A 22,276-nucleotide genomic window follows, 5' to 3' on the forward strand; every position below is an offset into this window, starting at 1 on the left:
TTGCAACGCGCTGCGTTGACCCGACAGCACCCCGTAGTTAGCGTCAACAAGCCCGTCCACTTGAGAAAGCCCCACCCCGTCAAGGAGGATCAATTGAGACTGCGACAGCGAAGGCCACGTCTCGGGCTGATTCGGCAGGGTAGAGGTGTCGCGGTCCTGGCGCTGGGTGCGCTTCTTTCGGTCTCGTTCGCGGCGACGCCCGCGCACGCTGCCGAGGATCAACTAAACGATGGTCTGGTGCATCGCTTCGCCCTCGACGAGACCAGTGGGACGACGCTGGTCAACTCGGGTAGCGCGGGCGCGGCGGCGAACGCCACGCTCGTGAATCCCGAGAAGGCAGCATTGACCGGCGAAGGGGTCCGGTTCAACCCCGACTCCTACGAGAGCGCCCTCGACGGCGCATACGTGGCGCTGCCGAACGACATCACCGCCGGCATGTCCAACCTCACTATCGACTATGACGTGTGGGTCGACCCGGCGAACGTCGGCGAGCACCAGATGTGGGGTCTTGGCCGCAAGTCCGGCTCGTGCGACGTCGACACCGGCGCTGAGGGCTCCATCTTCGCGTCGAACACCCAACGGTTCCGCGTCGCTGTGGGTCCGGCGAACCTCCAGCAGAACCGGGTCCGCATGCTTGAGGGCGCGTGGACCCATGTCACCTACACCCAGTCACTGAACACGAACGGAACGAGCTGGACCGGCAGCCTCTACCTCGACGGCGTGCTGCACGCGACGTCGACGAACCTGACCACGGCACCGTCGGTGAACGCCGCGGGGACCAACTGCAACTTCCTCGGTCGCTCGCAGACGTCGGGCCACTACTCGTTCCGCGGAACGATGCGGGACTTCCGCGTGTACGACCGGGCAGTGAGTCTCGACGAGACAGTCGTCCTGGCAGAGAAGACTGTCTCCGACGGCGTTCGCGCCGACGCCGCGGCCATCGACCTCGGCCTGACCAGCGCGGTCGTACGAGATGTCGTTCTGCCCAAGGTGGGTTCCGTGGCGGGCTCGGCCATCACCTGGAGTAGTTCGGACCCGTCGGTCGTCGAGGTCTACACCCCGCCACCCCTCCCCAGCGCACGCAAGGTTGCGGTGACCGGCAGGATCACCCGGCCCACGCAGGGGCAGCCCGACGCGACAGTCATGCTCACGGCGACTGTCCGCAAGGGTGCCGAGGAGGTCACCACGCGGGAGATCCCCGTCGTGGTGAAGGCCGAGTTCGACGATGCGCAGGCGGTCGACCGTGACGCCTTCGACCTGACCCTGGACGCCACCGACGACGTACGCGAGAACCTCGACCTCGCTGCCAAGGGCGAGTTCGGCTCCACGATCACCTGGAGGTCGACCACCGGCCTCGTCACCCCGACGGGTGAGGTCAGCCGCCCGGCCTTCGGCCGTGAGGATGTTGCCGCCACCCTGACGGCGACCATCACCAAGGGTACGGCCTCGCGGAAGAAATCGTTCCCGGTGACCATCACGGCCATGCCACGCTCCGAGAAGTACGAGCGGTACTTCATGGGGTACTTCAAGGGCGAGGGAATTGCCGACGGCGAGCAGATCATGTTCGCCACATCCAACGGAAACACCGCTCTGGACTGGACCGGTCTGACCGGAGGTCGGCCGTCACTCATCTCCCAACTGGGCGACCAGGGGCTTCGTGACCCGCACATCGTCCGCTCACCCGACGGCGACACCTTCTACATGATCGCCACGGACCTGAACTGGTACGACCAGGGTGGATACGCCATCAACGACACCCAGTACATCGAGGTGTTCGAGTCGCACGATCTTGTGAACTGGACCCCTCAGCGGCACGTGAAGATCGCGCCCGACAACGCGGGCAACGCCTTCGCGCCAGAGTCGCTATGGGTCGAGGAGATCGGCGCCTACGTCGTGTTCTGGGCCCAGTCGCTGTGGAGCGACCCGGTGACCCGCACCGGTCAGGGGAACGCGCAGATGTGGTATGCCACAACACGAGACTTTCAGACGTTCTCCGCTCCCCGGGTCTGGCAGAACCCGGCACCGCTGTCGCGGATCGACACGACAGCGATCCGGGTCGGTGACCACTACTACCGGGTGACCAAGAACGAGGCCGGCAACCAGGGCTCGGACATCTTCTCGGAGAAGCACACCGACTTCCTGGACAGCAACATCAACAACTGGACGTTGGTCGCGCCAGCTCTGGGGCGCACGACATGGGTCGCCAACCAGGGGTACGAGGGACCGGTCATCTTCAAGGCGAACCCCGGTGACACCTCCTGCCCCGGCCAGTTCTACCTCTGGGGCGACCGGTACACGAACGGTGGGGGATACCAGGCCGCGTGCCACGAGAACATCGAGGCTCCGACGTGGAACGCCAAGGCGATCACGATGACCAACGCGGGTGTCGTCCGTCCGCGTCACGGCACCGTGATCCCGCTGACCGTCCGCGAGTGGAACGACATCCGCGGGAACCCGAACAGCGACGTCACGACCACCACCGAGGTGGCTGTCGAGCCGTACGCGAGCGGGGCCCCGACGACCAGGGCCACCGTGACAGTCACGGCAGCTGACGGGTTCGAGACCGGCGGTCAGGTGCGGTTCAGCATCGGCTCGTGGTCGAAGCTCGCCCACCTGAGCGACGGCAGGGCCACCGTCACGTTGCCGACGGGTCTGCCCGCGGGTGCCCGGACGGTCAAGGCCGATTACCTCGGCTTCGACTACCTGAAGGCGTCGGAAGGTACGGCGTCGTTCGAGGTGCCCTCGGGCCCGGCCGCCGTCAAGGTCCGGGCGAAAGCCACGCCGGCGTCGGTTGTCCGCGGGGACACGTTCAGATTGAACGTGACTGTTGGGCCGGCGGGCAGGCCGAAGCCGCACGCTCCGACCCCGACCGGCGAGGTCACCGTCACCTTCGGCGGCACGGTGCAAGTCGTGCCACTGGTGGCCGGTAAGGCCGTCGTCGAACTGCAAACCGCCGATCTGCAGCCCGGGGCCTACCAGGTCCACGTCGCCTACTCCGGCAACCCGACCTACCAGCCCTACGCCGACACCTACCAGAAGTTGACGGTGCGGAAGCCAGCATAGGCACCCGAGGCGTGCTGAGACTCGCCACAAGAAGGAGCGGGCGAGATCTGAATGATCTCGCCCGCTCGCTACTGCACGGCACGTCATCGGAACGTGCCCGAGAGGTAGACCCCGAGACCAGCCAGCAACAGGCTGATCAGGCTGGCGCCGGCGCGTACCGAGTTCCACCACGTCCAGGCGGACGAGTAGGAAGCCCACACCCGGACCGCCTCCGCAGGATCGGTCGGCACGCCTGCGGCGTCGAGCGTCTCGTTCATCGGCACGTTGACGACGACCGTCGGGATGAACGCGCCCACCAGGTACACCCCCGCGACCGCCAGGAACAGCACACCCGCCGGCCGCTTCCCGAGGATCAACAGGAACACACCGGTCACCGTGGCGGCGACGAGCGGGCCGAAGAACGTGACGAAGAACAGCGGATTCTGGATCCTCTGGTTGATGCTCGTCATGGCCCGGATCGCGGTGCCAGCGTCGGCGGCGTTCAGACCGGGCATCACCGCCACCGAAAAGGCGTAGTAGACACCGGTGATCGCACCCGTCACCACCAGAGTCACCGCCGCCGACCAGGCAGCGAGGTTGGCGTTCATGCCCAGTCTCCATCGGCTGACGTGTCCCATGCACCAGCGGCGGCGGCGTCCCGGGCATAGTCGGTGAAGTCGCGCGGCATGCGGCCCAGCGCCCGTTGCACACCATCGGCGAGCTGCGCATTGCGGCCGTCCAACACCTTGCCGAACAGCTCGGTCAGCACCGCCGCGAGCTCCGCCGGCACGTCGTACCCGGCCATCACCGCGGCGTACTCCTCGGGCGATACCGATCGGTAGCGGATCTCCCGCCCGAGCGCGTTGCCGATCTCCGAGGTCGCCTCGGCGAAGGTGAGAAGCCGCGGGCCGGTCACCTCGTAGAGCTGCCCCGCGTGCCCATCGTCGGTCAGCGCCGCGACCACGATGTCGGCGATGTCGAGGGCGTCGACGAACGGCTCCGGCACGTTCCCGGCCGGGAGGATGACCTCGCCGCCGCGTACCGAGTCGGTCAGGAAGTCCTCGCTGAAGTTCTGGCTGAACCAGCTCGCCCGCACGATCGTCCAGGCCACTCCGGAGTCCTGGACCACCCGCTCGCTGAGTTTGGCCTCCTCCTCGCCCCGGCCGGAGAGCAGAACCAAGCGATCGATCCCGCCGGACACCGCCTGCTCGGTGAACGAGCGGATCGTCGCGAGGGCGTCCGGCGCGACCAGGTCCGGGTAGTACACCAGGTAGACCGACGAAACCCCGTCCAGTACGGGTGCCCAGGTGCGCTGGTCGGCCCAGTCGAACGGCGGCTCGCCGGAGCGGGAGCCGACCCGTACCGGCCGGTCGAGTTCGGACAGCCGGTCCACCACCCGGCGGCCGGTCTTGCCGGTGCCGCCCAGTACGAGGATTGGCTGCTCATCAACGGTCTTCATCATGCCAACCAGTCAAGTCGAGGGCGAGCACACCGGGAATGGGCGAGACTCTCGATCGCATGTCCCGGCGTCTCGACCGCCCACGTCACAGGGCTAACCTGGGCGGATGGATGCGCTCGCGGGGCTGCTGGACGGGCCGAGGGCGCGCGGTGCGTTCCTGATGCGGTCGGTGTTCGACCCGCCCTGGTCGGTACGGATCCAGGATCGCGCGCCCCTCACCCTGGTCACCATGCTGCGCGGCACGGCGTGGGTGGTGCCGGACCGGGGTGCTCCGGTGCCGCTACGCCCCGGCGATGTCGCGATCATCCGTGGCCCGGAGCCGTACACGATCGCTGACGACCCGGCCACGGCGCCGCAGGCAGTTATCCATCCCGGTGAGCGCACCACCACACCCGCCGGGGACGAGTTGTGCGAAGTGATGGACCTGGGTGTCCGGACTTGGGGCGAACGCGCCGACGGGACGGCGGTGCTGCTCAGTGGCACGTACCAGTTGCAGGGCGAGGTCAGCCAACGGCTGCTGAGGGTCCTGCCCCACCTCCTGGTGCTGCCGGCCGGAGCACTGGACAGCCCGCTCATCCCGTTGCTCGGCGACGAGATGACCAAGGACGAGCCGGGGCAGGATGTGGTCCTGGACCGGCTGCTCGACCTACTGCTCATCGCCGTACTTCGGGCCTGGTTCTCCCGGCCCGAGGCGGCGGCGCCCGCCTGGTACCGAGCGCACGGCGATCCGGTGGTCGGCAGGGCGTTGCGACTGCTGCACGACCACCCGGCAAAGCCCTGGACGGTGGCCACCCTCGCGGCCGGCACCGGTATCTCGCGGGCGGTGCTGGCCCGCCGGTTCACCGAACTGGTCGGCGAGCCTCCGATGGCGTACCTCACCAACTGGCGGCTCGCGCTGGCCGCCGACCTGTTGCGCGAACCGGACGCCACCGTCGGCGCGGTGGCCCGCCAGGTCGGCTACGGCAGCTCATTCGCACTCAGCGCGGCCTTCAAACGGGTACGCGGTCTCAGCCCGGCCGAACACCGGCAGGCCATCAGGTCGCCCGACCTCACTCCACCGGGATGACAGTGCCGAGGCTGGCCGTGGGCATCCGTTCCTCATCGTGGACTGCCCTCCGGTCGAACTGGCCACGCGGCTCAGGTGCCCCGCCTGGCAGTCGGGTCACCGCGCCGGATCGGCCGGGAGCCGATGCCGTCGGATCAGCCGCTGCCCGATGAAGGTTCGCCAGACCCGGTCCGCGACAGTCGGTTCGACGATCCAGAGCCGACGCTGCGCCTCGGCGAGGGTGAGCGGCGCGCTGAAGAGATCCAGGAACAGCCGGCTGCTGCGGTTGAGTGCGAACACCTGACCGTCGACCCGGCGGAACAGGTGCCGGTCCGCCGGCAGGTCGCCGGGGACGCCTTCCTGCTCGTCGGATCGGATTCGCCGGTACGCGTCCCAGACCTGCTCGTCGTCGCGATCCACGAAGGCGCCGTTGGCGAGGAACTCGGTCTGGTCGTCGGTGTCGTGGCGTACCCGGTCGTGGGAGAGGACGCCGCGTACCGCGGTGCCGTACCGGTCGTGGTAGAAGAACGTGTGCGGGGTGTCGGTGGCGCCCAGCCACGGACGGTGGTAGTGCCCGGGGTTCAGGCCGGCCTTGGCCTGGGCGACCTCGGCCTGCGCGGCCTCGGTGACCGGCTCGTCGAACTTGAGCATCCGGACGATGTCCGATCCCTCCACCGGCCGCACGTTGGTGATGCCGAACCGGTCCGGCTCCTTGGCGACGATGGCGCCCGGCGTCAGCATGAAGTCGCCGAGCCCGCCCAGGGTCCACAGATCCGGATTGTCACGCAGGAAATTGACGCTGTCCAGTGCCTCTTCGCGGGTCTCGGTGGGGAAACCAGTGAAGCCCATCATCTGCACACCAATGTTCGCCTTGGTCATCGCCATCATGGTGCGTCGTGCCTGCTCCGGCTTCGTGCCCTTGTCGATCAGATCGAGGACGCGCTGGTTACCGGACTCGAAGCCGACTGAGATGGCCACGCAGCCGCTGCGCCTCAGTAGGTCGCAGCGCTCGTCCGACCAGTACTTCTCCAGCCGGATCTCGGCACCCCAGCGGAAGTCCAGCCCTCGCTCGACGACCTGCTCGGCGAAGCGCAGGATGGTCGCGGGAGCGAGCACATCGACCGAGAAGTAGATGAACTTGGCGAACTTCGACAGTTCGGTGACGTCCGCGATCATGGTGCTCACCGTGTCCTGCCGCCATGGGCTGGTGGGACCGTCGGTGTTCAGTCCGTAGTCGCAGAACGTGCACTTGTTCCAGTAGCAGCCTCGGGTCGGCGAATAGTAGACGAACCGCTCCGGGCTGAGGTAGAGGTCCCAGGGCAGGCCGGAGAAGTCCGGGACCGGCACCTGCGCCAGGCGTTCGTAGCGCAGGGGCAGTTGACGCTGGCGGCCGTACTTGGGGTGCAGCCGGACGTTGGGGTGCCCGGCCGGCAGGGTGCCGGTCTGCACCGCGTCCAGGATCTCCGTGTACGCGCTTTCCCCCTCCCCGACCACTATCGCGTCGAAGTCGGCCAGCACCTGGAAGACGTACTCGGGTTTGCTGGCGCACTTCCAGACGTCGGAGATCTCCGTGCCACCCGCGATGAGGAAGACGTCCGGGCAGGCCTGCCGGACGAGTCGGGCGATCCAGAGCGCGAACGGCAGCTGCCACTGGTAGGTGGCGCTGATGCCGATCACCTGGTGCCCGCCAGCGGCCAGCCGCGGGATCAGCACGTCCTCGTAGTACGGCAGGAAGGGTCGGTTGAGCCGAGCGAGCAGCGCCTCGTCCGTCAGCGCGGCCACCGAGCCGATCGATATCATCGGCGGTGGGTGGAGCCGGAAGCCGGCGTGGAACTGCCCGGGGAACCCGACCGTGCCGAGGGTGTCCATCCAGGAGATCACGCCCTCGACGGCGTCCTGGTAGTGCCGGTAGTCGTAGAACAGGGTCGGATCCTGCAGCACCCCGATCGACCGGCGCAGCCGCTCCGGATCGGGGTCGGGCAGGCCGAGCTGGTTCGCCCGGGCCATCAGCGCGTCCGGGCCGCTGAGGTCGTCGATCGAGAGCCGGGACAGCTCCCGCCGAAGCCAGTCGTACGCCGACGGGGTGTACGAGTGGTGGAACGCCTCGATGTTGGCGTCGATGATCTCCGCCGGCTGGTGCCCCTGTGCGCGGGCGTACGAATCGAGGTAGTTCAGGGAGTGGTATCCCGAGGTGGGATCGGTCAGCGGGGGGTAGATCAGTGCTGCCTTCACAGTGCCGCTCATCGACTCCTCCTCAGCCGACCCGGGCCGCGGAACCGGCCAGGGTGTCCTGCGTGCGCGTGCCCACGGCGGGCAGTCGCGGGGCACCGAACGCCTTGACGTACGCGACAAGCGGTTCGGCGGCGTACCGGAACGCCGCAAGGTCGACGAAGCCCCGGTCCCACGCCGCCGCTTCCAGCCCGTCGGCGGCACAGCCCCACAGTCTTGCGAAGCACGCGTCGACGATCTCGGTGCGGAAGTGCAGCCGAGCACCCGGGCGGCGACGCCCCGTCGTACGCGGGACGAGCGTCTCGTTCAGTGACGCCGCGGTCGCCGCCACCTGCCGTGCCGCGGTGAGTAACGCGGGGGTACGCAGCGGCGCCGCGACCATCCACAGAGCCAGGCTGCGGTACGGCGTGGTGCCGAACGCCCGCACCAACACCCGCAGCACCGCCTCGCGGTCGTCGAGCCCCCGTTCCCGGTCGGTCAGCCAGTCCCACCCGCTCGGCGGCGCACCGGTCAGCCCTCGCCGGCGGGCCACCTCGTTGGCGCGCTCCTCGACCCTCGGGTCGTCGATGTCGACCTCGGCCAGCCCAGCCAGCACCCCCCTCCGGTGCCAGGCCGCCGACTCGGGATGCAGCAGCATCAGCACCGCGGCGGCCTCCCGGTCGCTGGCCCAGTGCCCGCCGACCGACTCGCCGGCGAACCGTGCGCGCCAGCTGTCGAGAAAGCGGGTGTGCAGGTTGTCGAGCGGATGGTCGCCGGCGTGCGCCGGGCACAGCTCGGGGGCGTTGTCCGCAGCCATCGACAGCAGCAGCCGTGCGTCTGCGCCCTTGGTGTCGCAGGGGTCCCGCCGGTGCCACGTCAGGAACCGGCTCACCACGGCCGCCGCCTCGGGTGGCGCGCTGCGTTCCAACGCCTGGTACGACCGCCGCCGGAAGGGCAGGTCCCGGCCGATGTCCAGCAGCAACGCAGCCTCGGCGTCGCTGAGCACACCGGCGGCGACGGCGCGGCACAGCGCGACCCGGATGTTCACCAGCGGGACGCTCAAGGCGCGGTGGCCTTCCTCGGCTGGCCCGTGCACGACGGCCACCTCGTCGTCGCCCGTGACGGCCCCGTCGCGGTAGAGCTGGAATACCTCGCCCACGCCACGCATCCCGAACGGCCACAGCTCGGCGGCGCGCAGCGCGCCCATGCTGGCTGCGCCGGCCACTGTCACGCCACGGTCGAGCAGATCGAGGATCTCCCGGTGGCGGACCGGCGGGTGTTGCAGGAAGAACCCGTCGATGACGAGGACCCGGTCACCGGGGGCAACGTCCAGGCGGAGCAGGTCGCCGTGCGCGACGGGCGGCAGCACCACCGCGTCGGGCAGCAGCCGACCGACCTCGTCGGGCGGCAGGCTCGGACCTATGAAGACGACGTCAGTCACGGGGCACTCCCGGTCGGGTACTCAGGGCCCGCTCGTCGAACATCCGCAGGCCGGGGGCGAACACCTTGCTCACCGCAATGCCGATGTCGTCGTGCGTCAGGTCGACGCTGAACGGCTCGACGCCGGTGACCCGCTGCACCCGCGACGCCAGCTCGCGCAGCACCTGGGTCACGTCCCCCACGGGTGGTGCATCCCGGCGGACCGGCCGGACGGGCCGGTCGACGGTGGGAGGCGGCACCGGCGGTGCGCCGACATCGTGGTAGGCGGTGGCGTCGATGTCATCACGGGCTCCGGAGACCATGACCAGCCGCGATTGCGCTGCCTCCGCCATGGCCCGACCGACGGCGATCTCCGGGTCGACGTGGCAGCCGAAGCCGCCGAAGGTGACCGGCAGGTCCTCCGACCAGATCGAGGCGGCGTAGCAGGGTACGTCGACCGCGTTGGTGATGTCGCAGACCTCCACCCAGCAACCGGCCCGCACCAGCGCCTCGTGCACCGTGCGGGTCATCACGTTGGTGGCGGTGCCCGGGTCGGCGTAAATGCGCTCGGCCAACGGTGAGGTGCAGTACGGGGCGATGCAGTCGCGTTCGACGACCTCCAGCAGAGCGTGCAGGCTGGCCTCGGCGAAGGTGTTCCCGGTGGCCAGCCCGTTGCTGCTGGGTGTGAACAGGGCACGGTCCCAGCCACGCCGGATGGTGAAGTCGAGTTCGATGGTGGCGCGGGGCACCAGGCAATCCGCCCCGGTCACCAGCCCACGGCCAGCCACCCAGTCGAGCTCGACGGCAGGGGTCAGGGGTGACCGTTCCGCCAGGTGAAGCCACCGGACGTCGTACGGCAGGTCGAGCGCCTCGGCCGGGGACCGGACGACGGTCCCCGGCCGGAGGTTCTCGGCATGCCAGGACTCGATGCTCTCCATGACCGCGCTGACCCGGGCCTGCGTCGCGGTGGCGCCGGTGCCGACGCTCACCGCCATGGTGGCTCCGACCGGCCGGTAGGCGACGTGTACCGGTAGGCCGATCTCGTCGAGCCGGGTGATGTCGGCGACCCGGGTGATCCGGAACCGGTCGAGCATGCCACCGACCCGCTCCCAGGTCTGCTCCACGGTGGCCGTCCGGTAGGTGCCGGATCGGAACGCAATGGTCTCGGTCGTGTCAGTCATCGAGGCTCCCGGAGGGGGGTGGGGAACTCAGAGGATGAGGACGGCGATGATGTTGACGTTGTTGTCGGCGATCGGGGCCACGCCGCCAGCGACCGTCTCCAGCTCGGCCTCGGTCAGCTCGTTGAGGTCGACCAGCGGCACCTCGGGCACGTGCAGCACGTGCAGGCCGGGCGTGCCCGCCCAGTCGGCGACGACCTGGTCCTTGGTGTAGAGCGTGGCGGGCTGGGCGCGGTCGACCTCGACCCTGGCGCCGGGGGCGACCGGCAGGCCGGCCGCGGTCGCGTAGCCGGTCGGGTCGGCGAGCAGGCGCTGCAGTTCCTCGTCGCTGCGCCATACCGCGGTGACCAGTTCCGAGTACTTGGTCACGAACCTCGCGCCATATTCCTGTTCGTCGTTGCTCATCGTTCGGTCCTTTCCTCGGGGGTCGCTGCGAGACGGGGTGATCGCTGTGGCGAGAACGCTACGAAGATCGAGCTTCGACAATCAATGATTTCGTCTGAGTGTCATCAGAATCTGCCGCGCCGACGAGTGGGCGGCAGACTTCGGTGTCAGGTGCAGCAGCACGGGCAGCAGCAGGCACAGCTGGGGTCCAGGCCGGCGACGACGCTGTCCAGTTCGTCCTCGGCCAGTTCCGCCTGGGCCACCGGCAACAGCGACGGAACGAAGAGCACGAAGGTGCCGGTGGTCCCCGCCTGCTGCCAGGACTCGATCTGCACCTCAAGGTCCGGATCGGCGTCGGCGATGTCCCGCACCACCCGGACCTGCACATCCTCCGACAGGTGCAGCCCGTAGCCGGCGAGGAAACCGCGTGGGTCGCGGTCGAGCGCCTGCTCCTTGACCGGGTCGGCCCAGACGTCGGCGACCAGCCGGCTGTACGCGGCCACGAAGACCGCTCGATCGACAGGTGTCATGCCCTGCTCCCTTCGGTGGTCGACCACCGGTGGCGGCGACGGGCAGCGCGGGAGGTTCCGGGCCGCCGGTTTCGCTTCATCGTGGGTCACCTGTGGATCCGATCCACACGGGGAGCGGGAATTTCATCGAATGTGGCCGCGAAAAGGTCGCGCCACGGCGAAAACCGGGTAATTGGGAATCAGCGACTCGCGGCGGATGGCGATCCTAATCAATGTCACCACTGTGGACAAGTAGTAATTCCTCGCCTTTTACCCGCCCGGCGCCCACACCTACGCTGCGATCGGCGGACCGCACAGCGTGACAGCGGTTCGACGGGGTTGCCGTGTTCCGTCACCGAGTGCTGCCGGAGGCCACCGTGACCATCGACGAGGTGACGACGACGCCGGGCGGTCCGGTCGGGTACAGCGTGGACGAGCTCGCCCGCAAGGTGGGGATGTCGCCGCGCAACATCCGAGCGCACCAGGCCCGACGGCTGCTGCCCCCGCCGGTGCGGCGCGGTCGGGCCGCGCTCTACGACGACTCCCACGTCCGCCGGCTGGACGCGATCCTCGCCCTGCAACGACAGGGCTTCAACCTGGTGTCCATCGAGGCGATGCTCGGGGTCCGGGCCAGTGACGAGGCGCCCGACGGACTGACCGCGATGCTGCAACGCCTGACCGCCGACCGTCCCGCGCTGGCCCACGCGCTGACCCGGCACGGCGTGATCGGCCGGACCACCGACGGCAACGTCCGCACCGTCCGACCACGTCCGCTGCGCGCCGCCCTGGACCTGCATCGGGTACGGGTGGGCACGGTGCCGGCACTGCAGACCCTCAGCGAGGTGCTGGACAGCCTCCGGCCGGTGGCCGACGAGCTGGTCGCCGCCGTCACCGCCCGGCTGCTGACCCTCGCTCCGGAGCTGGTACGCAGCGGCGCCCGGTCGTCCTGGGCCGATCTCGACCGGGAAACCCTCCTGCTGACCCAGGGCGTGGTCAACGTGCTCACCGAGGCGTTCCGGCTCGCCGTGGAGAACCAGTCGGAGGCGCACGTCGCCGAGCTGCTGGAGAACCACCTCGACGCGGACGTGTGCCTGGAGGACAGCACGGACATCGACAACGGCTGACCGGGCCGTCAACTCGTCGCGGGCTGCCCGTCCGCCTGCCGGCTCTCCGGCACGGTATCGGACCGTTCCGGTTCGGTGAGCAGTTGCCGCCGCGCCAACCGATGGAACAGCCCTTCAGGGTGGTCCATCAACTCGTCGAAACTGCCCCGCTGGACGATCCGCCCTGCTTCGAGGACCACGATGGTGTCCGCAGCACGGACGGTGGACAACCGGTGGGCGATGACCACCCGGGTCGCGGCCAGAGCCGCGGTGCTCCGGCTGACCACCTCCTGGGTCCGGTTGTCCAGAGCGCTGGTCGCCTCGTCGAGGAAGATGATCCGGGGTAGCGGGGCCAGCGCGCGGGCGATCAGCACCCTCTGACGCTGCCCGACGGAGAGCGTCCCGCCGCCGAACGGCACCATCGTGCTCATCCCCATTGGCAGCGCCTCCAGGTCATCGGCGAGGCCGGCCATCCGCGCCGCCTCCCAGACCTGGTCGAGTGGAAAGCTGCCGGCGCCGCAGATGTTGTCGCGTACCGAGCCGGCGAAGAGCTGACCATCCTGCAGGACCACTCCGCACTGCCTGCGGACCGCGTGGACGTCGAGTTCGGAGAGGTCCTGGCCGTCGTAGAGCACTGCGCCCTGCTGCTGGCGTTCAAAGCCGAGCAGCAACCGGAGCAGTGTGGATTTTCCGCAGCCACTCGGTCCGACGATGGCGACGAACTCACCCGGGCGGACGTGCAGGTCGATGTCGATGAGCACCGGTGGCTCGTCCGGCTGGTACGCGAAAGTGAGCCGGTGCAGCGCGATCTCGCCGCGCAACTCGCCCGGGTCCACCCGGTCCGGCCGCGCCTCGGGGTCGGCGCGCAGGATCTCCCGCAGGCTGCCCAGCCGGGGCACTGCCGCGATCACTTCGACCCCGGCCGACACCAGCACCAGCAGCGCGCCGAGCAGCATCGCGAAACCGACGTTGAGGATGAAGAAGTCGGCCGGCGCGACCCGGCCGGCCAGCGGCCCCATCAACACGGCGAACAGGACCAGTTGACCGGCGACCGGCAGCACGGTGCCGAAGGCGACCAGGCCCGCCTGACTCTGCCGGACCCGTTGCAGCGCCGCTCGGGCCGTCGCGGCGACCTCCGACCAGCGTGCGTGGGCACGGGTTTCGGCGGCCGCCAGTTTGATCTTGACGATGCCGCCGAGCAGTTGGTTGGTCATCGCTGCCGCCCGGTGCTCGGCCGGCAGCGCGGACCGTTGCTGACGGACGATCAGCACGGCGAACGCGCCGAACGTCAGCATGGTGACGGCGACGATCCCCGCTCCCCACAGCCCGAGCACGGGCTCGACCACCAGGAGCATGCCGAGGGTCACCGCGACGATCGCGGCCGCCGAGACGAGCTGCGGCAGCAGCGCGCTCAGCGCCTCACCGACGAACGAGATCCCCAACATCGAGTTGGCGATCTCACCGCTGCTGCGACCGGCGAAGAACCGGGCCGGCAGCCGCATCAGCCGGTCCCAGATCGCCAGCTGCGCGCCGGACTGCATCCGGCCGTCCAACCGCAGCAGACGCAGGTTCTGCACCACACCCACCAGCCCCGCGACCACCGCGGCGCTGAGCATCAGCGCGAGGAAGCCGCCTAGGCCGTTCACCTCGCCCTGCCGGGCAAGTTGGCCGAGCACCTCGCCGGTGGCCAGCGGCACGCCCAAGCCCAGCAGCGCCACGCAGGTGGCGGCGAACAGCAGACCCCGCACGTCGCGGGACGCACCGACCAGCCCGGCCCGCAGCAGGTGGCGCATCCGAGCGGTCGGCGGCAGCGGCGCCTGCACCTCGGTCGCCTCGGCAGCGAACGTCGCGGCCACTGTCGCGTCGATCGGACCGTACGCCCGGGTGTCCGGGTCGACGTGGTGGTATCGGCCCCGGCGGAACACCAGGGGCACCGCGACGGCGCGCTCCGGGTCGTCGCCGGCCCGCCACCCCACCAGTGGCCCCAGGTCCCGCCGCCACCACCGGTCCGGCAGCCGCACCTCACGCAAGAAGAGGCTGGACGCTCGGGTCACCGCGTGCACCGCCGCGCGATCGTCCAGCGGCGCCCTACTGCGGTCGGCCGGCTCGTTGATCGGGCTGCCCATCCCCTCGGTGACCACCCGGACCACCGAGGCCGCCCGCCCATACCGGTCGAAGCCGGCCTCACCGTCGGGAACCGAAACCGCACCGCCCGCGCCGATCACCCCGATCGACCGGCGGGCCGCCGCGGCGAGCACCGCCGCGTCGGTCTCCCGGCGCCGCTGCACGGCGCTCAGCAACGCCGCGTCGGCCTCCTCGATCCGGGTCTCCACCATCCGCAGCAGCCGGGCCACATGCTGGTCGACGGCCGACCGGAGCTGACCGTTGACCAGCAGGTCCCAGCTGCCGCGGCTCTCCACCGCGCACGGCGACTCGGCCACCACCCAGTCCCGCTCGGCGACCAGCAGCAGCTCCCGCTCCCCCGACGTCTCCGCCGGGCCACCGTCGTTGCGTCGCAGTTGTCCACCGGCGCTGCGCAGCCACCACGCGCCACCGGTCGAGGTGAGGGCGCTCCCCTGCGCCAGTGAGATGATCTCGCATCCGCGGAGGGTGGACGCCGCCCGGGGCGCCTGCCCGCGGCGCAGCGCGTCGGCGACGGTGACCAGCACCAGGTCCAGCGCCGCGACCAGCTCCGTCGCGGCAGTCCGTGCCCGCAAGGACGCCCCCTCGTCCGCCACGCGGCCGAGCCGAACATGCCGCTCCAGCAGGGACAGGTGACGCCGGGACAGCCCGCGCAGCTCCGTGCCGGGCAGCGGCACCAGGATCAACCGCCACGCACCGATCGCGGTGGACGTCGGCACCAGGCCACCCGCAGGCAGCCGGGCCACATGGTGGCGACGCGAGGGGCTCATCCCGGCCCGGCGCACCGCGAACAGGTCGGCCTCACCCCCGGTCACCAGCCAGCCGGCCGCCGGGCCGTCCAGGCGACAGACCTGGCGTACGCCGTCCGCGCAGAAGCCGATCAGGCCGCCGGCCTGGGGATCCTCCACCGCGCCACTCATCAGCGTCTCCTCGGATCGTCGTGGTCAGTGCTCCCGGACCAGGCGCGCGTACGCCCCGTCCTGGGCAACCAGCTGGTCGTGGGTGCCGCGCTCCACCTCCCGGCCGCCGTCCAGCACGACGATCAGGTCGCAGTCGCGGACGGTGGACAGGCGGTGGGCCACGATCAGGCAGGTCGCCCCCCGCCGGCGCAGGTGCCTGTCGATCCGGCGTTCGGTCTCGGCGTCCAGCGCGCTGGTGGCCTCGTCCAGCACCAGCACCCGGGGATCGCGCACGAGCGCTCGGGCGATCTCCAGCCGCTGCCGCTGCCCACCGGAGAAGTTGCGGGCGTTCTCCCGCACCGGACTGCCGAGGCCACCCGGACGGGCCGCGACCTCGTCGTAGAGGCACGCGTCGGTCAGCGCGCTGACCACGTCCTCGTCGGCGATCGTGAGGTCCCACATGGTGACGTTGTCCCGGACCGTCCCCTCGAACAGCCGTTGGTCCTGGTCCACCATGGCGACGGTCGCCGCCCAGAGCCCGTCGTCGACTGCGGCCCGCTCAAGGCCGTCCACGGTGACCTGTCCGGTCCAGGGACGGTAGAGCCCGGCGACCAGCCGGCCTACCGTCGACTTGCCACTGCCCGAGCGCCCGACGAGCGCCACCCGGGCACCCGGCGGCAGGTCAAGGCTGAAGTTCTCCAGCAGTGGACGACCCAACGGGTTGTAGCCGAAGGTGACCTCCTCAATGCGCAGGTGCCCCTCCATCGGCGTCATCGGTCGGGCGGATCGGTCCTGGGCCGACGGCAGTGGGTACCGCTCCACGTCACGCAGCCGGTTGAGGTCGGCGCTCATGTCCTGCAACCGCGAGCCCAGCGCGGTCAGGTTGCCCAGCGGGCGGTTCATCGCGGCGGCCAGGCTCTGCATGCCGACCAGCACGCCGACGCTCATCGCCTCCGCCACGACCTGCCGGCTGCCCAACCCCAGCAGCACCGCGGTGGTCCCCGAGGCCAGCAGTGCCGGCAGGACGGAGAGCACCGCGGTGGGCACGCCCAGCCGTTGCTGACGGGTGGCGACGGTGGCGTGGCGCGCCGCGAACCGGGCCACGGCGCGTTCCTCCTCGCCGCCGGCCTTCACCGTCTCGATCATCTGGACGGTGGTGTACACCGTTGTCACCAGCTTGCTGCGGTCCGCCTGAAGACCGGCGACAGCGGTGGACCGGGTCGAGGCGACATAGCGGAGCACGCTGACGTTCAGCCCGGCGAGGACCACCGCACACAGTCCGAGCAGCAGGTCGTAATGGCAGAGCAGAGCCCCGTACGCCAGCACCAGGCCGGTGTCCACCACAGTGGTGGCGGTCCGGCGGGTAAGCACCTCGGCGACCACCTCGTTGCCGCGGACCCGCTGGCTGAGGTCGGCGGCCTGCCGCTGGTCGAAGAAGGTCGGCGGCAGCCGCAGCAGATGTCGGAAGAACCGGGCGGCGCTGGCGAGGGCGAGCGCCGTCTCCGCGCGTACGGTCAGGCGTTGCTGAAGCAGGCTGGCCAGGAAGGTCAGCACGGTGGCCACCGCCACCGCCGCCACCAGGCCGGCGAACGCGGCCCGATCCTCCTGCAACAGCACCCGGTCGACGAAGACCTTGGCCATCACCGGGATGGTCAGACCGACCACGGCGATCAGCAGGCCGAGCAGCAGCATCTGCGCGATCGCCGAGCCCGGGCCGCGCCACCGCTCGGCCAGCGCTCGCACCAGCCGGTAGCGGGTGCCGCCGGGCCGGAACTGCGGGCCGGGCTCCATGGTGAGCACGATGCCGGTGAAGGCGCCGTCGAACTCCTCCCAGCTCACCGCACGGGGACCGGTGGCCGGATCGTTGATGAAGACCTTGCGGCCCAGCCCCTCCAGCACCACGAAGTGCTCGAACCGCCAGAACAGCACCGCCGGCAACGCCACGGTGGCCAGGCCGGCCAGGTCCATCTGGAAACCCTTGGCCACCATGCCGTAGCGGCGGGCGCCCTTGAGCACGGTGGCCGCGGTGGAGCCGTCCCGGCTCACTCCGCACACCCGGCGCAACTCCTCCAGGGGCACGTGCCGACCGTGGTGCGCGAGCAGGATCCCCAGCGCGGCGGCACCGCACTCCACCGCCTCCATCTGGATCAGGGTGGGCGTACGGACCCGTCGACGCCGGATCCTGGGCAGCTCCGGCGTGCCGCTGACGGCGGTCGTCGGCGTGCTCATCGCCGCAGCAACCAGTCGATCGGGTGTTCCCGGTCCACTGTGAACCAGGCGGTGACCTCGCTGGCCGAGTTGAGCTGGAACGGCGGCGGAGACTTGGTCCAGCGCAGGCCGCCCGGGGCGGCCGGGTCGGGCTCCAGGGCGACGGTCACTCGGACCACGCTGCCGCGGGCGAGCAGCCGCCGGACGTCCGGCCCGGTGCCCAGGAAGGCGCGCAGCGATGCCTCGGTCTCCGGGAAGGCGCCGACCGTGGTCACCTGGCCGGCCAGGGTGCCGAACACGTTGCGCGGCGCGGCCGCGGCGGCCACTTCGACGGTCACACCGGGTTGCAGCAGCGGGGCGGCGACGGCGGGGGCGTAGACGACTGCCTGCAACGCGTCCCCGGCGGTGTCGAGCCGTTCCAGGTCGGCCAGGTGCGTGCCCGGGGTGACGATCTCGCCTTCCGAGACCAGCCAGGCGACGACGTACGCGTCACCCGGCGCGGTCTCCACCCGCACCTTGCCGTCCGCCGTGCGCAGGCTGTAGAGGGGGGTTCCCTTCGGCACCCGCTGGTGCGGTGACGCCCACACCTTGGTGACCTGGCCGCTGTCGAGCGCGTCGAGGGCCGAGATCCCGTTCGAGTGGATCAGCACTCCGGCCGCCTCGACGGTCCGGGGCACCACCGTGCGCACCGACCACACACCTGCGGCGACGACGACGATGACCAGCGCGGTGGTTGCCAGCCAATTCGGGACTGTGGTCAGCCGGACCGCCCGGTCCAGTTGCTCGGGCGCCTCCAACTGGCGCAGAGCCTGCCGCCGGAACTTCATGGCCGGTTCTCCGCCGCGGCCGGGCCGGTGGCGCGGTGTGAGCCGAGCAGGAAGTCGGCCACGCTCGGCTCGACCAGCGGGTCGAGCCCGGACAGTTCGGCGAAGGCCTGGGAGTCCCCGGCGCCGAGGGCGCACGGCGCCAGCCCCATGGCGGTGGCGACGAGATACATCTGCTGGGTCAGCACACCCGCGTCCTTGAGAATCATGGCGTAGCTCATCCCTTCGTACTTCCACATGAGCCGCTGGACCCGGGCGGTGACCACCAGGACTGTCTGCGGCGGCCGAGGCAGGGCGCCGGCCGCCCGGGCGTACGCCAGCAGCCGGTCCGCGGCCGGTCCCCAGCCGGCGACCGGCTCCAGCCGGTGCCCGACGGCGTCGTAGTGGTAGAGCCCGGGGTCGAGCCCTGCGCAGCGCGCGACCAGTGGGTAGATCTCCAGCTCGTAGACGCCGCCGCCGCCCGGGTAGGGCCGGTGGCCGATCTCCTGCCCGCCGGCCTCGCCGACGGCGCTGGTGTGCTGCGACCGGTGCAGGAACTCCGCCAGCCGCTCCAGCGGCAGCGGCGCCGCGTCGTCGTGTTCGCGCACGCTGCGCCGGTCGGTGACGACCTGACTGAACGCGGGATCCGCCTTGGCGATCGTCGCCAGGTCCGGCAGTGGCAAGTCCACCGCCCGGCCCCCGTCGTACGGGCGGCGCAGCGGTTGCGGGGCGAAGCTCCCCCGCATCCGGTAGGTTCCGCCCACCGGCAGCGCGTGTCGGCCGGCCCGGGATCGGTGGTGTAGCCGCAGCTCCTCCGGCGACCAGTAGGCCAGCGGCGCGTCGTCGCACTCTGCCTCGAACTCGGCGTCGGTGACCAGGATCCGGGCGGTGGCCAGCTCGTCGAGCACCCGTCCGGCGACGTCCGGCGGCACGCCGAGCGTGCGGGCCACCGACTCGGGTCCGACGCCCGGCGCGGCGGCGGCCAGTACCGCGCCGAGGGCGGCGTCGGCGCAGCCGACAACGAGGGTGCTCAGCGGTGATGCGGCCACCAGCATGCCCCGTTCGTGCTGGAGGGCGGCGAAGCGGGAGAGCCGGTAGCGGACCCCGGGTGTGTGTGGGCGACTCTCCGGCAGACTGCCTCGGCCCAGGCCGGTGGGCACCAGGTCGAGCAGCGGCCGATCGTCGACCTGGACGCGGCGTTCCAGCCAGGAGTGGGCGAGCAGCCGGCGCAGCAGTAGCTGGGCGGGCAACACCCGGTTCTCCCCCTCCAGGCCGCTGATCAGCCGGCCGACCTCGACGTCGTTGACCCAGTCGGCGGCGAGCCGCAGCAGCAGCGCCCGCCGGCCCATGCCCGGTTGCTCCAGGGTGACCTGGAAGCGGGTCTGCCTCAGCGTCAGCGAGCCGTCCTCGCCGAGCCGCAACTCCGCGTCACGGCGCAGCCGGTACGACTCCTGAATCGGCGGACCGCCGACGGAGCCGCTCACGACGACCGCCGACCGACCAGGTCCACCACGGTGGTCATCCCCACATCCTTCCCACGATCCCGGTGGCCCGGGAAAGCCCGGCTAGAAGAAGACGTTCAGCGGATTGGCCGATGTCTCGTCGACGGCCAGTGGGCCCCGACCGAGGCGGGCCGGCACGTCCCACAGTCGGCCGGGACCGAGCCGGCGCCAGAAGTGCCGTAGGCCCGGCACGACGACTTTCACCACCGCCAGGTCGACATCCGGACGAGACTGGTCGACGACGATCACCTCCAGGCCGGCCCGCTCCGCCCGGCGTACGCAACGACGCACGTCATCCCCGACGTCGCCGGTGGTCAGCGTCGGGTGGTCGGCCGCGGTGCGCGACGGCCGGGTGGGATCCGGGGTCAGCCAGGGCTGTTCGGCCACCCGCACGGTGCCGAACCAACGCGCGGTGTCCGGGTCGTCGACGCCGTACCGGTTGCGGGCGGAGGTGGGACCGGCGACGGCGGGCAGGAACTGGTTCACCTCGGTGAGCGCCCGGGTCAGCGCGACCCGCGCGTCCAGGTGCGCGCCGAAGCCGACCAGGACGTCCTCCGGCCCTCGGTCGACCCGCCGGGACACCGCGGCGAACGTGGGTACGCCGAGGTCGGCGGTCAGGTCGAGGGCCCACAGTTCGCGGCCGAGTGCGGCGGTGTGATGGTCGACGCAGGCGGCCGTCCACGGGTCGCCGAACGAGGCGAGGTCCACCCCGGGCATCCGGGATCGGTGGTACCACCACAGGGCCACGCTGTCCCGCTCCACGAGTTCGCAGATGCCCTGCAGGATTGCCTCGGACAGGTTGCCGCCGGCCGCGCAGCCGTTCGAGTCGGCCGAGCACACCCCCAGCCCGGTCAGCTCCGGGTGCCCGTACCAGCAGTGCGCGGAGGGCAGTTCGCGCGGTGTCTGCCGGGTCAGCGACCAGCCCGTGGTCCAGTCCAGCTCCACCTCGTCGGGCAGCGGGCGGGGAATGCGGTGCAGGTGGCCCAGGTCGCGGTTGAGCCGGTGCCGGTCGGCGTACTGGCGTTCCGAGAAGAGCAGCAGCTCCCGCAGGTGTACGGCGCGGTCCGGACCGAGCTGCCGGTAGGTGGCCCGGTGCACCGGGCGGTCGCCGCGCCACACCCCGCAGTAGCGTTCCACCGCCTCCCCGACTGCGCTCATCCGGGCCTGCAGGTCGGTCCGGCCCTTGCCGCCGCTCTGCCCGCGCAGATTGCGGCGCAGCGCGGCGAGCTGGCGGGGCTGGGCGAAGTTGTGCCCGGCCGAGTAGGTGTGGGTGACGCCGTTGTCGGTCGTCTCCAGCGGGGTCAGCCGGCTCACCACGCCCAGGTACCGGCTGACGTGGTGGACGAGCGAGGCGTACGCCTCGGCGGGTTCCCGGATGCGGGAGTCCCCGGCCCGACTGGGCTGGGTGCCGCTGGGTGGCAGGTCGATCCGTGGCTCGGCCTTGCGGACGAGGTCCGGGTTACCGCAGGCGGGGCACTGCGGCTGGCGTACCAGTTGGTGGCTCTCCGTGCTCAGGTCCCGGGTGTCCAGGGCGACCATCCGGCCGGTGAGACGGGGCGACGCGCCCCGGACGGCGAGCACGGCGAGCTCGGCGGCGAGCAGCCCGGCCGCCATGGTGGCCAGTCCGGGCAGGACCGCGCGGCCGGGCTGCGGAAGCGGACCGGCCAGGTCCTGCGCGTCGAGGAAGGCGTTCACCTGTTCGTTCTCCTGCCAGCGTTGGCGCAGGCAGGCCCAGCAGCCGGTACGGCCCGGCACGAGGTGCGGGCCGAGGAAGACGACGTTGCCGTGTGGCCGGGCCAGCGTCCACGCGCGGCCGGCGGCCAGGTGACGGTTGTTGATCAGCGCGAGCCGGGGGTCGAGCATCGACGACGGCAGCACCAGCACCTGGGCGTTGCCCGGGCCCGGGTCCGGTGCGTCCGGCCCGACCACTGTCGGGGCGAGGCCGAGGGCGCGCAGCGCGTCGGCGGTCTCGGCCACCCGGGGCGCCCCGAGGTCCACGATGGTGACCCTTCCCCCGGCCATCCACCGCCGCCCGACGTCGGGCGGCACACCCCGGGCGTCCCAGCCGGCGGCCTCGGCTGCCGAGGTGTGCGCCGGGCCGGACACCAGAAGGCCGTGGTCGCGCAGCCGGGCGAGGGCTGCGGCGACAGCGGTGACCGGGTGTCGGGTGGCCAGGCGGGCCACCACGTCGGCCAACGGGGCGACACCGTCGAGCTGGTCGGCCAGGTCCGCGGCGACCGGGTCGTCGATGAGTAGGCTGCGGGTCTCCCCCAGCACCACGAGCGGACCGTCGGGCAGCCGCACCGGCACGTAGTCGGATCGGAAGCGCGGACGCCACATGGGTTCCTCCCGAGCTTCGTGGCCGGACCGCGGCA

General features: G+C 70.9%; 15 protein-coding genes. 3 read left to right on the forward strand and 12 right to left on the reverse strand.

Annotated elements, in window-relative coordinates; translation table 11 throughout:
• The first annotated feature begins 15 nt into the window (after nt 1-15).
• Complete coding sequence (locus KBX71_RS28550; protein ID WP_210820899.1) at nt 16-3,063, forward strand: immunoglobulin-like domain-containing protein; 3,048 nt, start codon at nt 16-18, stop codon at nt 3,061-3,063.
• Nucleotides 3,064-3,146: 83 nt separating this feature from the next.
• Here the strand turns inward: KBX71_RS28550 and KBX71_RS28555 are convergent, their stop codons facing one another.
• Nucleotides 3,147-3,650: a DUF1772 domain-containing protein gene (locus KBX71_RS28555; RefSeq protein WP_210820900.1), complete on the reverse strand. Its 504-nt coding sequence runs from the start codon at nt 3,648-3,650 to the stop codon at nt 3,147-3,149.
• Nucleotides 3,647-4,504 carry an NmrA family transcriptional regulator gene (locus KBX71_RS28560; protein ID WP_210820901.1) on the reverse strand — a complete coding sequence of 286 codons (858 nt, stop codon included), beginning with the start codon at nt 4,502-4,504 and terminating at the stop codon, nt 3,647-3,649. Before KBX71_RS28560 ends, KBX71_RS28555 begins: the two co-directional genes overlap by 4 nt.
• A gap of 103 nt (nt 4,505-4,607) precedes the next feature.
• Between KBX71_RS28560 and KBX71_RS28565 the strand changes: the two genes are divergently transcribed.
• On the forward strand, nt 4,608-5,567 hold the full coding sequence (locus KBX71_RS28565) for an AraC family transcriptional regulator (protein WP_210820902.1): 960 nt from the start codon (nt 4,608-4,610) through the stop codon (nt 5,565-5,567).
• 96 nt (nt 5,568-5,663) lie between these two features.
• Here the strand turns inward: KBX71_RS28565 and KBX71_RS28570 are convergent, their stop codons facing one another.
• The 5 genes from KBX71_RS28570 to KBX71_RS28590 form a co-directional block, all read right to left on the reverse strand.
• Nucleotides 5,664-7,790, reverse strand: a complete 2,127-nt coding sequence (locus KBX71_RS28570; protein ID WP_210820903.1) for a radical SAM protein — start codon at nt 7,788-7,790, stop codon at nt 5,664-5,666.
• Nucleotides 7,791-7,800: 10 nt separating this feature from the next.
• Nucleotides 7,801-9,195: a TfuA-like protein gene (locus KBX71_RS28575; protein WP_210820904.1), complete on the reverse strand. Its 1,395-nt coding sequence runs from the start codon at nt 9,193-9,195 to the stop codon at nt 7,801-7,803.
• A complete protein-coding gene (locus KBX71_RS28580; protein ID WP_210820905.1) occupies nt 9,188-10,354 on the reverse strand; it encodes a YcaO-like family protein in 1,167 nt (388 codons plus the stop codon). The genes KBX71_RS28575 and KBX71_RS28580 overlap by 8 nt, the downstream gene beginning before the upstream one ends.
• 27 nt (nt 10,355-10,381) lie before the next feature.
• Nucleotides 10,382-10,756 carry a class IIb bacteriocin, lactobin A/cerein 7B family gene (locus tag KBX71_RS28585; RefSeq protein ID WP_088948968.1) on the reverse strand — a complete coding sequence of 125 codons (375 nt, stop codon included), beginning with the start codon at nt 10,754-10,756 and terminating at the stop codon, nt 10,382-10,384.
• A gap of 146 nt (nt 10,757-10,902) precedes the next feature.
• On the reverse strand, nt 10,903-11,265 hold the full coding sequence (locus tag KBX71_RS28590; RefSeq protein WP_210820906.1) for a hypothetical protein: 363 nt from the start codon (nt 11,263-11,265) through the stop codon (nt 10,903-10,905).
• Nucleotides 11,266-11,588: 323 nt separating this feature from the next.
• Here KBX71_RS28590 and KBX71_RS28595 point away from each other — a divergent pair, with 323 nt between their 5' ends.
• Nucleotides 11,589-12,368, forward strand: a complete 780-nt coding sequence (locus KBX71_RS28595; RefSeq protein WP_210820907.1) for a MerR family transcriptional regulator — start codon at nt 11,589-11,591, stop codon at nt 12,366-12,368.
• 8 nt (nt 12,369-12,376) lie between these two features.
• On the opposite strand, the gene KBX71_RS28600 is transcribed toward KBX71_RS28595, so the two are convergent.
• The 5 genes from KBX71_RS28600 to KBX71_RS28620 form a co-directional block, all read right to left on the reverse strand.
• The gene (locus KBX71_RS28600) at nt 12,377-15,409 is read right to left on the reverse strand and encodes an ATP-binding cassette domain-containing protein (protein WP_210820908.1); all 3,033 of its coding nucleotides are present in this window, start codon (nt 15,407-15,409) and stop codon (nt 12,377-12,379) included.
• A 24-nt stretch (nt 15,410-15,433) separates the two neighbouring features.
• Nucleotides 15,434-17,617, reverse strand: coding sequence for an NHLP family bacteriocin export ABC transporter peptidase/permease/ATPase subunit (locus tag KBX71_RS28605; RefSeq protein WP_210820909.1), 2,184 nt, complete (start codon nt 17,615-17,617; stop codon nt 15,434-15,436).
• Nucleotides 17,614-18,423, reverse strand: coding sequence for an HlyD family efflux transporter periplasmic adaptor subunit (locus KBX71_RS28610; RefSeq protein WP_196927167.1), 810 nt, complete (start codon nt 18,421-18,423; stop codon nt 17,614-17,616). The genes KBX71_RS28605 and KBX71_RS28610 overlap by 4 nt, the downstream gene beginning before the upstream one ends.
• Nucleotides 18,420-19,883: a SagB family peptide dehydrogenase gene (locus KBX71_RS34660; protein WP_210820910.1), complete on the reverse strand. Its 1,464-nt coding sequence runs from the start codon at nt 19,881-19,883 to the stop codon at nt 18,420-18,422. The genes KBX71_RS28610 and KBX71_RS34660 overlap by 4 nt, the downstream gene beginning before the upstream one ends.
• Before the next feature lie 81 nt (nt 19,884-19,964).
• Nucleotides 19,965-22,241 carry a TOMM precursor leader peptide-binding protein gene (locus KBX71_RS28620; protein WP_210820911.1) on the reverse strand — a complete coding sequence of 759 codons (2,277 nt, stop codon included), beginning with the start codon at nt 22,239-22,241 and terminating at the stop codon, nt 19,965-19,967.
• Nucleotides 22,242-22,276 lie beyond the last annotated feature (35 nt).

It is taken from the genome of Micromonospora sp. D93 (genome assembly GCF_018070365.1).
Lineage (GTDB): Bacteria > Actinomycetota > Actinomycetes > Mycobacteriales > Micromonosporaceae > Micromonospora > Micromonospora ureilytica.

What these genes read in the sequence shown, in the direction of transcription:
- KBX71_RS28590 (WP_210820906.1), bottom strand. Translation starts at nt 11,265, where the DNA reads ATGACACCTGTCGATCGAGCGGTCTTCGTGGCCGCGTACAGCCGGCTG.
- KBX71_RS28600 (WP_210820908.1), bottom strand. Translation starts at nt 15,409, where the DNA reads ATGAGTGGCGCGGTGGAGGATCCCCAGGCCGGCGGCCTGATCGGCTTC.
- KBX71_RS28620 (WP_210820911.1), bottom strand. Translation starts at nt 22,241, where the DNA reads ATGTGGCGTCCGCGCTTCCGATCCGACTACGTGCCGGTGCGGCTGCCC.
- KBX71_RS28565 (WP_210820902.1), top strand. Translation starts at nt 4,608, where the DNA reads ATGGATGCGCTCGCGGGGCTGCTGGACGGGCCGAGGGCGCGCGGTGCG.
- KBX71_RS28605 (WP_210820909.1), bottom strand. Translation starts at nt 17,617, where the DNA reads ATGAGCACGCCGACGACCGCCGTCAGCGGCACGCCGGAGCTGCCCAGG.
- KBX71_RS28580 (WP_210820905.1), bottom strand. Translation starts at nt 10,354, where the DNA reads ATGACTGACACGACCGAGACCATTGCGTTCCGATCCGGCACCTACCGG.
- KBX71_RS28570 (WP_210820903.1), bottom strand. Translation starts at nt 7,790, where the DNA reads ATGAGCGGCACTGTGAAGGCAGCACTGATCTACCCCCCGCTGACCGAT.
- KBX71_RS28585 (WP_088948968.1), bottom strand. Translation starts at nt 10,756, where the DNA reads ATGAGCAACGACGAACAGGAATATGGCGCGAGGTTCGTGACCAAGTAC.
- KBX71_RS28555 (WP_210820900.1), bottom strand. Translation starts at nt 3,650, where the DNA reads ATGAACGCCAACCTCGCTGCCTGGTCGGCGGCGGTGACTCTGGTGGTG.
- KBX71_RS28610 (WP_196927167.1), bottom strand. Translation starts at nt 18,423, where the DNA reads ATGAAGTTCCGGCGGCAGGCTCTGCGCCAGTTGGAGGCGCCCGAGCAA.
- KBX71_RS28560 (WP_210820901.1), bottom strand. Translation starts at nt 4,504, where the DNA reads ATGATGAAGACCGTTGATGAGCAGCCAATCCTCGTACTGGGCGGCACC.